The organism is Paenibacillus terricola, assembly GCF_014779765.1.
In the GTDB taxonomy this organism is placed as follows: Bacteria; Bacillota; Bacilli; order Paenibacillales; family Paenibacillaceae; genus Paenibacillus_T; species Paenibacillus_T terricola.
Genome location: NZ_JACXZA010000002.1, coordinates 17,210 through 28,882, shown reverse-complemented (window position 1 = coordinate 28,882; position 11,673 = coordinate 17,210). Strand labels below are relative to the sequence as shown.

13 protein-coding genes and 1 tRNA gene are annotated in these 11,673 nt (G+C 49.2%); 7 read left to right on the top strand and 7 right to left on the bottom strand.

Annotation, left to right across the window (positions count from 1 at the left end):
- Positions 1-10 precede the first annotated feature (10 nt).
- From H8B09_RS07365 to H8B09_RS07355, 3 genes are read left to right on the top strand one after another with little or no spacing between them, the layout of a single operon-like run.
- On the top strand, positions 11-577 hold the full coding sequence (locus H8B09_RS07365) for a DUF2249 domain-containing protein (RefSeq protein ID WP_191202884.1): 567 nt from the start codon (positions 11-13) through the stop codon (positions 575-577).
- Positions 578-591: 14 nt separating this feature from the next.
- Positions 592-1,824, top strand: a complete 1,233-nt coding sequence (locus H8B09_RS07360) for a heme-copper oxidase family protein (protein ID WP_191202883.1) — start codon at positions 592-594, stop codon at positions 1,822-1,824.
- Between the two features lie 27 nt (positions 1,825-1,851).
- Positions 1,852-2,154 carry a metal-sulfur cluster assembly factor gene (locus tag H8B09_RS07355; protein ID WP_224753389.1) on the top strand — a complete coding sequence of 101 codons (303 nt, stop codon included), beginning with the start codon at positions 1,852-1,854 and terminating at the stop codon, positions 2,152-2,154.
- 141 nt (positions 2,155-2,295) lie between these two features.
- On the opposite strand, the gene H8B09_RS07350 is transcribed toward H8B09_RS07355, so the two are convergent.
- Positions 2,296-2,829, bottom strand: a complete 534-nt coding sequence (locus H8B09_RS07350; RefSeq protein ID WP_191202881.1) for a 5' nucleotidase, NT5C type — start codon at positions 2,827-2,829, stop codon at positions 2,296-2,298.
- Between the two features lie 237 nt (positions 2,830-3,066).
- On the opposite strand from H8B09_RS07350, the gene H8B09_RS07345 reads away from it, so the two are divergent.
- Positions 3,067-3,153, top strand: a tRNA-Leu gene (locus H8B09_RS07345).
- A gap of 156 nt (positions 3,154-3,309) precedes the next feature.
- On the opposite strand, the gene H8B09_RS07340 is transcribed toward H8B09_RS07345, so the two are convergent.
- Genes H8B09_RS07340 through H8B09_RS07330 form a run of 3 tightly spaced genes read right to left on the bottom strand, consistent with a single transcriptional unit; the run spans position 3,310 to position 6,840 of the window.
- A complete protein-coding gene (locus tag H8B09_RS07340; RefSeq protein ID WP_191202880.1) occupies positions 3,310-5,280 on the bottom strand; it encodes a CotH kinase family protein in 1,971 nt (656 codons plus the stop codon).
- Positions 5,281-5,293: 13 nt separating this feature from the next.
- Positions 5,294-6,022: a DUF4956 domain-containing protein gene (locus H8B09_RS07335; RefSeq protein ID WP_191202879.1), complete on the bottom strand. Its 729-nt coding sequence runs from the start codon at positions 6,020-6,022 to the stop codon at positions 5,294-5,296.
- 2 nt (positions 6,023-6,024) lie between these two features.
- A complete protein-coding gene (locus H8B09_RS07330; protein ID WP_224753388.1) occupies positions 6,025-6,840 on the bottom strand; it encodes a polyphosphate polymerase domain-containing protein in 816 nt (271 codons plus the stop codon).
- Positions 6,841-7,037: 197 nt separating this feature from the next.
- Between H8B09_RS07330 and H8B09_RS07325 the strand changes: the two genes are divergently transcribed.
- The gene (locus tag H8B09_RS07325; RefSeq protein ID WP_224753487.1) at positions 7,038-8,267 is read left to right on the top strand and encodes a purple acid phosphatase family protein; all 1,230 of its coding nucleotides are present in this window, start codon (positions 7,038-7,040) and stop codon (positions 8,265-8,267) included.
- Positions 8,268-8,338: 71 nt separating this feature from the next.
- Here H8B09_RS07325 and H8B09_RS07320 read toward each other — a convergent pair whose 3' ends face one another.
- The 3 genes from H8B09_RS07320 to H8B09_RS07310 all read right to left on the bottom strand — a co-directional run bounded on the left by H8B09_RS07320 (position 8,339) and on the right by H8B09_RS07310 (position 9,610).
- Positions 8,339-8,569: a hypothetical protein gene (locus tag H8B09_RS07320; RefSeq protein ID WP_191202877.1), complete on the bottom strand. Its 231-nt coding sequence runs from the start codon at positions 8,567-8,569 to the stop codon at positions 8,339-8,341.
- Between the two features lie 36 nt (positions 8,570-8,605).
- Complete coding sequence (locus H8B09_RS07315; RefSeq protein ID WP_191202876.1) at positions 8,606-8,935, bottom strand: hypothetical protein; 330 nt, start codon at positions 8,933-8,935, stop codon at positions 8,606-8,608.
- Between the two features lie 105 nt (positions 8,936-9,040).
- Positions 9,041-9,610 carry a xanthine phosphoribosyltransferase gene (locus H8B09_RS07310; RefSeq protein WP_191202875.1) on the bottom strand — a complete coding sequence of 190 codons (570 nt, stop codon included), beginning with the start codon at positions 9,608-9,610 and terminating at the stop codon, positions 9,041-9,043.
- A 187-nt stretch (positions 9,611-9,797) separates the two neighbouring features.
- Here H8B09_RS07310 and H8B09_RS07305 point away from each other — a divergent pair, with 187 nt between their 5' ends.
- On the top strand, positions 9,798-10,445 hold the full coding sequence (locus H8B09_RS07305) for a hypothetical protein (protein ID WP_191202874.1): 648 nt from the start codon (positions 9,798-9,800) through the stop codon (positions 10,443-10,445).
- A gap of 103 nt (positions 10,446-10,548) precedes the next feature.
- On the top strand, positions 10,549-11,622 hold the full coding sequence (locus H8B09_RS07300) for a YkvI family membrane protein (RefSeq protein ID WP_191202873.1): 1,074 nt from the start codon (positions 10,549-10,551) through the stop codon (positions 11,620-11,622).
- The last annotated feature ends 51 nt before the right edge of the window (positions 11,623-11,673 follow it).

Genomic DNA, 11,673 nt, shown 5'->3' with positions numbered 1-11,673 from the left:
AGCAGGTGCCATGAATGAGCAATCTGCAAATGTCGTGGAGTTAGATGTTAGGCCTTATCTGCGCAAGAAGCTTGAACCCTTTCAAGTCATTATGGATACCGTTAAGAAGCTCGGGCCAAGTGACATCTTCGTCCTTCATGCGACGATCAAGCCGATGCCGCTATTCGGTGTACTGAAAGTTCGGGGGCTCATAGGCAAGGCCGAGCAGCTCGGAACAGATCATTGGGTCGTCACTTTCGTGAATAAGAAGAACAAAAGCTGGTTGGATCGCATTGGGAATGCCGCTGTCGCTGTCGAGCAGCCCGCGATTGGACCACATGCGAAGTATTGCAATGCTACGGAGGATTTAGAGGAATTGCCGAGGACCCTGACATTGGATAATCGGGGGCTGGAGCCTCCCAAACCGATGATTCGGACGTTAAGCGCACTCGACCGCTTGCAGCCCGGCGATGCGGTTGTCATCCATAACGATCGGGTGCCGATGTTTCTGCTGGAGGAGCTCCAAAGTCTAGGATATCCGCATACCATTGAAGAACAGGCTGACGGATCCGCTAAGGTTACGATTCGCAAAATTTAAGGAGGCGATCGTCGATGTCTCGTCTCCCCTTTTATTTCATCGTGACGGGTATGATCGGATTTGTTCTCTATCAAGCCGCGTCGCTGCTGTCCTTGACCGGATGGGTCGGCGACGAACTGCGTGGCCCTTCAGGCTGGTTTCATATCCATCTATTCGTGTTGGGCTGGGCGACGATGTTGGCGATGGGTGCTGTCTATCAGTTAATCCCTGTCATCGCACAGACGAACGTCTACAGTGAACGGCTCGGCTACTTCCACTACATCGTCTTCACAATCGGTCTAATCGGGTTGTTGTACGGCTTTATTGCAAGTCAGATCCATTGGATCGCACTATGCGCCTCAGCGGCGTTCATCGGCATTCTCGCATTTGGCTGGAATATGGCAATGACGTTAAGGCGTGCATCCCGCTGGAATGCCATCACGATAAGTGCTGCATGCTCGATCGCATACCTTGTGCTGACGGGACTTAGCGGCATGCTGATGGGCATTAACTTCGCAACGGGCTGGTGGATCGACGGACATGACAATCTGTTTGGCGCTCATATTTGGATGGGGACGATCGGGTGGTTCGGACTGCTAATAACAGGCTTCAGCTACAAAATGCTGCCGATGTTCTACCTTGCGCACAACTATTCAACTAAGCCTCAAACGGTCATCCTGCTGTTGTGGAATACCGCTGTTGTACTCGGAGTGACCGCATTCTTAACGGACGGATCTCCTTGGCTTATCTGGTTCGCCCTTCTGCTACTTACTGCAGCGGTCGTTGTATACAATGTGCATCTTCTTCTTATTAGACGAAGCCGTCATAAACGCCATCCCGGATCAGGCATTCAATGGTCCGTCTACTGCAGTATGGCGTTCGGGATCCTGCTTGCTGTTTGGCTAACTGTCAGCGTCTATTCACCCGATCGACTGCTGGATGCTGACGTGATACGCATCGCGGGATGGTTGTACCTTAACGGCTGGGTGTCGTTCAACATTCTGAGTTATGCGTCCAAGATTATCCCATTCCTATGGTGGACGCATCGTTACGGCAAACAAGCCGGCAAGCCCGGTACGCCGCTGATGGCGGATATGCTGAGCGATAAGCATGTGCGCCTCGGCCTCAGTGTAATTGCTGCAGGCATACTGCTTGTCACTGTAGGCATGGTATTCGGTTCACAGTGGATGATTGAACTTGCAGGAACCGCATTATCGTTAGGCTCCCTCGTCTATATCAGTCTTGCAGCACTAGTGTTCACTCGTTAATGGAAACTTGAATAGGAGATGATCCTGATGGAAGCCTCGTCGATGCAATTACGCAATTGGCTGAAGGAGGTATACGATCCTGAGCTTGGGGTCAACATCGTCGATCTCGGTCTCGTCTATGAGGTTCGCCAAGAGCCGGACCGCATCTACGTGCAGATGACGCTGACAACCCCCGGTTGCCCGCTCCACGACACGATAATCGACAGCGTAAAATGGATGCTTGCCGAGCGATCCGGCCAGTCGAATATCGAGGTCGACATGGTGTGGGAACCCCAGTGGAAGCCAAGCATGATGTCGGAGGATGCGAAGGATATATTAGGGTACTTCTAAAGTTGATCCACTATACGAAATGGCGACTGAAGGGGATTCCCTCTGCAGCCGCCATTTCATTTGCTTATACCTGTACATGCTTGTTAGCTCCTACAGGAGCTTCCATGTGCATGCAACAGCTTGACTCGCATTTGCCCAGTCTTATCGACTTTGACTTTTGAAAAATTCCAGCACTTCAAACCAGTTATTAACCCGAACATAGCCGGTTTCATCTCGGTTATGAGGGGCGGTGAATAACAAGCCTTGGCCCCGGAACCTGACGAAGTTACGAGTGTTGTCATCAATCAAATAATCAGCGTTAATGATGCTCTTATCGCCGCAGAATACATAATTCATCGGTGAGATGAAGGAAAAGTGCTCGCACAGCCATTCATACTTTCCATGGAACGAAGAAGGATGCTCCATCGCTGCCGTCGTAATATAAATCTCGTAATCCTTGCTTAGCTCGCGGATCACTTCTTGACTTCCCTCTACTACGTCTAAGTCACGGAAGAAATTATCCTCATCAATAATAGCCGTGATCTCATCAGCCAAGTGCGGCCGTAGATGCCGAAGCCTCGTTCCTTGCAGTTCTTCAATCGTAAGCGTATCCCGGAACTTCTGATTGAACAGACGCAGATGCTTCGACGAGAAATCAGCCATCACTTCGTCCATATCGATCGCAATCTTCTTCAAACGACATCACCTCATTCTCTACGTATGGTTTCTTACCCTCTCCACAGGGCTCATTAACGATACTAACCCCTATTTTACCTAAGAAATAACATTATTGTAACACCTAACAGATTTTAATTAATTGCAGAGTTTACCGGCACAAATCCGATTGATACAGCCCTACAATCGTTTATTAATTATTGTTGACTTGCCATATAGATTAATGGTAAGATCTTTCTTGTCGACATCAGACAATATGCGGTCATGGCGGAATTGGCAGACGCGCTGGCTTCAGGTGCCAGTGGTAGCAATATCGTGGAGGTTCGAGTCCTCTTGACCGCACCATACTCTTACACATGACAAGCTCATGAATTGCTAATTAGCATTCGTGAGCTTTTTTGTTTATTAATCCAATTTTATATGTCATACACAGAGAATAAACAAAAAGCCATTCAGCGGCCGGATGATCCGGTACCGTTGAACGGCTTTCATCTATTCGGATTAATGCTTCTTACGGAAATTCACTACGAAGAACATAGCAAGTACAAGAACGATAAGGAGTGAACCTGTCGTAATTGCGTCTTTGGTGCTGCCTTGGTTGGCATTCGCCACGGTATTGCCGCCGAAACCACCAGGTCCGCCGCCCATTCCGCCAAACCCGCCCCCTCCGAAGTTTGCGCCATCCGGTGGTGCCATACCACCGAAGTCGCCTCCTTGCCCACCACCGAAGCCACCTTGGCCATCCTGCGGGAATTGACCGCCTTGACCGCCACCTTGCTGAGCTTGACCATTCATACCGCCATTGCCTGCACCCGGTTGAGCTTGACCGTTCTGAGCGCCGTTACCAGCATCTGGCGCTGCTTGACCGTTCTGATTCGTGTTGCTCGCATCTACCGCTGCTAATTGTATACTGAGCCCGCTATTGCCAGCATCTAATGAAGCGGTTTGAATCGTTGGCGCATTGCCGCCATCAGCATTTGCTGCTTTCAGATTCTGCACACCATCGCCGCCTTGTGCGGCAGGCGCATTGTTATTGCCTTGCGCATTATTACCGCCCTGCGCATTGTTGCCGTCTTGCGCCGCTGCATTATTAGCCCCATTCGCAGCCATGTTGTTGCCTCCCCTTCTGCCGCCTCCGAAGCCGCCGCCATTGCCTGAACCATCCCCGGACGCTTTAACCGTACCGTCCAGCTGTCCCTGCACACTAGCAACACGACTTGACGTGAACGTTAGCAGGGACTGTACACCTTGTTCGAACTGCTCATAGGTATAGAACGCAGTAGGATCCGCCTTCACATCGTCAGCGATCAGCTCCTGCATTTGCTTCACACGTGCTTGGAACGTTTCGTCATTCAAATAGTTATCGATCATGCTTTGAATCATTTCGTGATACTGCGCCTTGTACGTCTCGTTGCTCAGAAGCTTCGCAACAAGCGGACGCTCTTTGACGCTGCTATCGGTTGGCTCATCGATCATGTACGAGGTGTTGCTGCTCTCGCCTCCGCCGCCACCGCCGCCGAACATGCCGCCCAAACCGCTAAACGCCATGTTGTAATCCCACGGAAGAATGGAGAATATGCCGTTATTCTCGTACAGATAATAGTTCTGCTTATTGCCGCCTATATAACTGTCGGTATTGACTGTTACGGCATTAAATGCGATATAGCCCAGCGCGTCCTCGACATCGATTACACTCTCGATATCCGTACCATCGTTAAGCTTCTTGATCATATCGACTAGTACATCGCCGTTCGACTTCTTCGACTTGCGTTCAAGTCCCGGGTAGTCGGATTCTTCGTCGCCGCGATAGATCAGATCGCTGCCATTGCCCATAACACCTTTGTAAAGCGCACCATACGAGTTCCCGAAGTTACGTTCCAGATAGGCATCGCCAACCTGCTCAACGGCTAGATACAACCCTCGAAGCTCACCATTCACGTACAAATTCACATACGAAACTTCCGGCGTTGGCAATCCCATCGACTTCGCAAGCTCATAGGTGAGAAACTCGCGCATATACGTCGCATCGCTGTAGTTGTTGTTCAAGTTGATTTTCGAAATGCCTTGCAATGTCTGGTTTGTAACATATTCATCGAACGACAGCTTGAAGCTGTATCGATCCGAGTCCTGCATCTGCACGACTGAACGGAGCGATAGGTTGCCCTTCGTTCGGATGCCTACATTATCAAGCTTAATGCCGTTATATTCGACCGTTGCCGTCTTGAATTCCTCGGCAGAAGCATTGTCCAGCATATTCTGGAAGTCGTCAGGATCAAGCGTAACCTTCACATCAACGACTTTATCCTTGACGAATACGCTCTTCTCCAGCTGTTCGGTAGTTGCCGCAGCCGAGACTCCGCCCGTCACCGCGGAGTCGTCGGAGCTCCGATTATATTGATCGAATAGCAGTGCTCCGATTAAAGCAAGCACTACGCATACGACCAGAATCGGAACAGCGGTTTTGGATTTCATCTGGCACCGCCGATTAGGATACGTAATCGCCGCTGTAGCTGATGAGCACCGCACTTTTCACGCCGCGAAGGTTCGAAATCGCGTTAACGAAGCCGCTTTCCTTCTCTTTCACGCGTACTTCCAGTGTCAGCTCAATGTTGCCCGGCGTTACTGTTTTTTGTTTGACGTTGTAACGTTTTACTTTACCATGCACCTGTTCCATGAGTGTTTTCTCGCTGTCATCGCCATCGCAGTTCACCACGAGCAAATAAGGCGTTTCGAAAGACGATTTCTTGATAAAAATAAACATAATAAGACCGATAATAACCGAACCCGCGATTGCGAGCGAGAAGAAGCCTGCGCCTGTCACGATACCTGCTGCCGCTGCCCAGAACAAGAAGATCAAGTCGGTTGGGTCTTTGATCGGCGTACGGAAACGTACGATACTGAGTGCGCCAACCATGCCGAGAGACAGGACGAGGTTCGAGTTGATTGCTATAATGACCATCGATGTAACGAGCGTCATGCCAATGAGCGATACGTTGAAGCTCTTGGAGTAAAGCACCCCGCTGAAAATACGCTTATATAATAAGTAGATGAAGAAGCCTATCAAGAATGAGATTGCCATCGTGATAATGATTTTGGAAAGGTCGATATCGTTGACGAAGTTGTCTGTAATCGAGCTTTTAAGAAAATCGGAGATCGTGTTCGTTCCACCGTTATCAGCGGCTGCTGTCACTGTTGTTGTAGTCGTTGCTGCCATTATTATTGATCCTCCCATGAGTTAAGTTTCAGGAACTTGCGGCACATTACATATTTGGATGCCGACTGGCGTATCAGGCCTTCAAGCTGCAGTGCATCTCGAATGTGGTAAGGCAAATACTCGTCGAACTTTACTTCGAGTATAATGAGATTGTCATCAAGCGTATTGACCGTGCTCAAATTCGGATTGAATAGATCCGTCGAATACAATCCCGTCCGCAGCTGCTTGTCGAATGTAATTCGGACGTTGCCGTTCACATTCACGTAAGGCTCTCGCACATAGTCGACTATGACCTTCGGCCTTAGCAGTCGCTGCGTCATCTCCTTATACAGCTCCGCGCGCAGCGGTTTCGATGGAACGTTCAAACATTCATAGTTTCCAGCGATGATCGCATCCGCTTCCGCCCTTGTCAGCGAATCTTTCACCTTCGCGATGTACTCGTCCTTCTTCATTTTCTTCTCAAAATGAATGATCGAGTCGGATACGTTATAAATGCGAATCCGATATTTGTTCCGATCACGCAATCCGCCTTGCTTATCCGCAAGCGCCTTGTTCTCCGCATCGTCAAAGTAGAGGCTGCGAATGTGATACTCACCCGTTGGGCCTGCATGCTTATCTCGTGCCATGAAAGCGCTTAGGCGTTGACGAATGATGAAGTACTGATGGTAGTTTACGTAGTATTTTAGTTCGTGACGGAATTTCAAATGCTGCACTTGCAAAGGTGCCGGCTCGACAGCCAGTAGGCTATCCGTACTTGCCTTGCGCTCCAGCTCTGATTCCTGCATTCCGTCGTAGCGCAATTGTTCGATCGTTGTCATCGATGTCACCTCATTTCATTCGCATGTAGTGTCCTTGATGTGATTCATTATAGGTGGCCATCTTGAAAATACTCTTATCGCTAGCTGAATAATCGCTGAAAAGTTTACATTCTCTTAACAAATCATTTGATTCTGACCCTTCAATCATGCGATAGTTAGCTTCAATACTTATGGCTAGGAGGCTTAAGCGCTTGAGAATGATGCTTCAGACCGTTACAATTGCCGTCGTTATCCTTGCATTGCTTGCTCTATTATTCTTCCTGCAGCAGCATCGGACATCGCCTGTTTCGCTTCCTTATTCGGTCGTTACGACGTTCAAAGATAATCCAGCGGAAGCCCGGGCATTTGCTTGGTCGACCGATGATTCAGAAGCGGCATCCGTCGTTCAGCTTATGCCCGGCAGTGAGGCGTCTGCATGGAATACCGATGTAGTGCTAACCTTCCAAGGTCAGACAACGCTGCTAGAGATTAATGGTAATAAGATCGGAACACATAAAGCTGAAGCCACTGGCTTAATGCCTAGCACAACCTACACCTATCGCGTAGGAAGCGGAGAGGCACAGAGCTGGAGCGTGCCTGCACAGTTCACAACAGCTGCACTAGACGACACCAGCTCCTTCACCTTCTTGAACTTAGCCGATTCGCAAGGTGTGACCGAACCTGATTTCAAGCTCTGGGGAAATACGCTGAATAAAGCATTCGAGCTGTATCCGAATGCACGATTCGTCATCCATAACGGCGATTTCACAGAGAATGCCGATGATCCGGACGGCTGGCGATACTTATTTGAACAGGCTATGCCTTGGGCGGCGAGCATTCCGATCATGCCAGTCGTCGGCAATAATGATGTGTTGAAGAAGCAAGGTTCTACACCGCTCACTGCCCGCTTCAATCTGCCGGATAATGGCGTGAATGGCGTAGCGGGAAGCTATTCTTTCGACTATGGAACCGTGCATGTGGCAGTATTGAATACGGAGGAAGAAATAAGTGCGCAGACCAATTGGCTGGATGCCGATCTAGCTGCTACGAAGCAGCCTTGGCTAGTCGTCGCTATCCATCGGCCGTTGTATGGAGGCAATACGTATAAGAAGATCAAAGAATGGGGCGAGATTATTGACCGTTACAAGGTCGATCTTGTCCTTCAAGGGCATAATCACGAATATTCCCGCTCCTATCCGCTGCGGGACAACAAAGTAACAGGTGCCGCGGATAAGCCAGTTAAAGATCACGTTGGGACAGTCTACGTTGTCACGAATACATCAGGACCAAAGTTCAATGAGAAGAAAGAAGATCAGTTCTACCATGCGGTGCATTTCCAGAATGACAAGCAAATGTTTGCTGCAATTACGATAGATGGAGATACACTGACCTATACCGCTTTTACATCAGATGGCAGTCAGATGGATAATTTCACAGTGCAACACTAATGCATCAAACCGCATATCTGGGCATACAAAAAGGTTGAGCAGCAACGCTGCTCAACCTTCAATTTTCTTTATTAGTCTTCGTCGCGCATAACATCAGGTACACTGCGGTCATCAGCAGCACGCTCGAGCGTATATTCTCGGCTCAGCTTGACAACACGCTTGTTTACTTTGCGCAGTACTAGACTCGAATCATCCCATGCAACAATAATGCCGTATACATCGTTCGCAGCCAAGCCATCGCGAACAACTCGGACTGGCTCGCCGGATTGACGGAACGCATCCAGCTGCTCTTCCGTTATCATGACGATCTTCGCTCCTTACAGGATCAAGATTAGAGCTTATCCAATATTATCGACATGCTCCTTGGAATCATTCGTCTCATACCATTCGTCCAGTACACGAGAGGACATGACTCGCTTCGCAATATAATCCTTCTGGTGATCCAAGAACAGCTCGCGCCATTCCATGCCAAGCTCTTCGGCCAGCTTAACAATCGTCAACAGCTCGGACCAAGCAACATAACGCTTATACCAGAAAAATTGCGGGTGCTCAATCATATATGGATATAGATCATCGAATTCCGTATGCTTGCAATCGAGTGCACGCTCGAAATGCGTCTTCGCAGCAGCAAGCTTCTTGTTCATAAAGTCGTTCGTCATAATCTCCATCGTCTAGTGCCCCCTCTCGTACTCTTACAAATTAATTATAAGCGATATCCATCGGGGAGAAAAGAGTACAGCACATGTTACCATCAGTCAATGGGCGAAGATTTGCTATTCGAACGTTATCGATCCATTCGACAGCGAGGAGATACGAACGAGCGATTCTACGCGGTAACCTTGCTCCCGCAGCGCCTTAGCGCCTGCCTGGAACGACTTCTCTACTACGATTCCAAGACCGGCAAGTTTTGCGCCGGAACGCTCTATAATTTTGACCAGGCCGCGCGCTGCATCACCGTTCGCAATAATGTCATCGATGAACAATACCCGATCTGTTTCACTCAGCATCGAGCGCGAGACGAGCAGGTCGGTTACGATCCCCTTCGTAAACGACGGCACGCGTTCTACATAAGCATCCGGATCATTAATGAGCGTCTTCTTCCGTCTTGCGAACACAAGCGGCACGCCAAGCTCATGAGCGGTTGCGAATGCAACCGGAATACCGGATGATTCAACCGTAATCACCTTCGTAATTTGCGATTCTGCATATAGTCTTGCGAACTCCCGCCCCATCTCCATCGTCAGGACTGGATCAACTTGATGATTCAATATCGTATCAAGGTTCAGAACATCCGATGATCGAACCGAAGCGTCCTCTAATATGCGTTGTTTTAATTTATCCATAGTCAAGCCCCTTTCCGAAAAACCCTTTCCGATAACTTACCATAAACGATTATGCCGCGCAACCGTTCTGATCATCATTACAAACTCTTCTCGTAACCTTTCCTCACAATTTCACGTTATATCTATATACACCCATTTCCAATCTCTGATAGGATAGAGATAACGGGTACGAACGGAGGAGAACGCGATGAAATACGCATGGAAGAGATCCATACTTGCGATGACTTTAACGGTTACGCTTGCCGGTTGCTCGGTGACATCCAGCCATACAGAAGACGAACAAGTCGTTGGTAACGATCCAGTCGCTGCAGGCCAGATTAACACAAACAACAGCGGTCCGAATCAAGCTGTGAACAACAATGCTGATTGGAATGGAACGTCGGACAGCGGGACCTTGGAAGCGACAGGCGCTGTGAAGCCTAAACCTAAGCAGCAGGAGCCCAAATGGGACAAAGCGAAACCTACGCTTGCTGGTATCGCTTTAAGCCTGCAGAAAGCTGATGTGAAGAAGAAGCTGGGCACGCCAACCGACAACTATTCGCAGGATAGCGAGAGCGGACCGATCGATATTTTGGAGTATAAAGGGCTGACCATCGGCTTCGGCAGCGGAGACCAAGGTGTTCTGTTCATCGAGGCTTATGCCAAGGATGTCGTTACCGGTTTGAACGGCTTAAAGGTCGGCGATTCCGAAGAAGCTGCGGTGAAGGCGCTCGGAAAGCCTGATTCGCAATCATCCTACTTGCTCACTTATAAGACGGCCAATTCGCTGCTTAAGTTGGACCTGGATCCGGACAGCCACGAGATTTTGTCCATCAAACTGTTTATTGAAACCTAACTGATCGCAACACATTCAGATAACTGTCACAACAACCTGTCATGCCTGTCCGTCCACCGTCATACCTTGTCATAGAGGGGATCGGAAACGGGGGACGGATCAAATGTGGAAACGAATCATCGTCGTGCTGCAGGTGGCGTTTACTTATATGGGAACCGTTGTAGGCGCGGGCTTTGCGACTGGACAAGAAATCTTGCAGTTTTTTACCCGTTTCGGCTATTGGGGCTCCATCACGATTACACTTGCAACGTTCTTATTCATCTGGCTTGGCGCCAAAATGATGCTGATCAGCTCTGATATTAAGGCTGCTTCTTATGAGGATTTGAACAAAACCTTGTTCGGCGAGCGGCTAGGGAGCTGGATCAGCATTTTTATGATGCTCATTTTGCTCGGCGTTACTGCTGTAATGCTCGCTGGCGCTGGATCCATTTTCGAGGAAAATTGGAACTTCTCTTATCAATCCGGTCTGCTTATTACGATTGTCGGCTGCTTCTTCCTGCTTCGCAAAGGAATGAACGCGATCCTCGCCGTTAACGCAATCGTCGTACCGATGATGCTGCTGTTCACCGGCATCGTCATGTACAATACGTTCATGACGCCGGAATCAGACCGCTGGCTCACGCTTCAGACCGACCACCCGCTGTTCGCCGCATGGAGTGCTCCGCTCTTGTATGCTGCATTCAATCTATCCATGTCACAAGCCGTACTCGTTCCGCTCGGCGCTTCCATCCAAGACCGCCGCGCGCTCAAGACGGGCGCCCTCGTTGGCGGAATCGGTATTGGCTTCATGCTTCTCGCTGGACATATTGCGCTCTCGCTTCATATGCCTGGCATTCAGCAGTTTGCCATTCCGATGGGCGGAATCGCGAGACAGCTTGGCCATACTGCACAGTGGATTTATATTTTTCTCATCTTCGCAGAAATTTTTACGACGCTCATTGCAGATATCTATGGTTTGACCCTGCAAATTCGTCAACGCGTCAAATGGCCCGTTTCCATTATCACGATCATTATCCTTATATTCTGCTATCTGGCAGGCCAGATCGGGTTCGGTCCGCTGCTATCCACGTTGTATCCGATATTCGGCATGATCAGCCTCGGCTGGCTCGTCCTTATTATTCGGCATCGAAGAGTAGAACCCGTGCCGCGTCCGCGGGATCGCAATAACAAACCGTAACTTCTAACGCGAATGAAAAAGGGTGAACAGATTCGATTCTGTTCACCCTTT

Coding starts and splice junctions, on each gene's coding strand:
- H8B09_RS07305 (WP_191202874.1), top strand. CDS start 9,798: ATGAAATACGCATGGAAGAGATCCATACTTGCGATGACTTTAACGGTT.
- H8B09_RS07330 (WP_224753388.1), bottom strand. CDS start 6,840: ATGACAACGATCGAACAATTGCGCTACGACGGAATGCAGGAATCAGAG.
- H8B09_RS07315 (WP_191202876.1), bottom strand. CDS start 8,935: ATGGAGATTATGACGAACGACTTTATGAACAAGAAGCTTGCTGCTGCG.
- H8B09_RS07340 (WP_191202880.1), bottom strand. CDS start 5,280: ATGAAATCCAAAACCGCTGTTCCGATTCTGGTCGTATGCGTAGTGCTT.
- H8B09_RS07355 (WP_224753389.1), top strand. CDS start 1,852: ATGGAAGCCTCGTCGATGCAATTACGCAATTGGCTGAAGGAGGTATAC.
- H8B09_RS07320 (WP_191202877.1), bottom strand. CDS start 8,569: ATGATAACGGAAGAGCAGCTGGATGCGTTCCGTCAATCCGGCGAGCCA.
- H8B09_RS07360 (WP_191202883.1), top strand. CDS start 592: ATGTCTCGTCTCCCCTTTTATTTCATCGTGACGGGTATGATCGGATTT.
- H8B09_RS07325 (WP_224753487.1), top strand. CDS start 7,038: ATGATGCTTCAGACCGTTACAATTGCCGTCGTTATCCTTGCATTGCTT.
- H8B09_RS07335 (WP_191202879.1), bottom strand. CDS start 6,022: ATGGCAGCAACGACTACAACAACAGTGACAGCAGCCGCTGATAACGGT.
- H8B09_RS07365 (WP_191202884.1), top strand. CDS start 11: ATGAATGAGCAATCTGCAAATGTCGTGGAGTTAGATGTTAGGCCTTAT.
- H8B09_RS07300 (WP_191202873.1), top strand. CDS start 10,549: ATGTGGAAACGAATCATCGTCGTGCTGCAGGTGGCGTTTACTTATATG.
- H8B09_RS07310 (WP_191202875.1), bottom strand. CDS start 9,610: ATGGATAAATTAAAACAACGCATATTAGAGGACGCTTCGGTTCGATCA.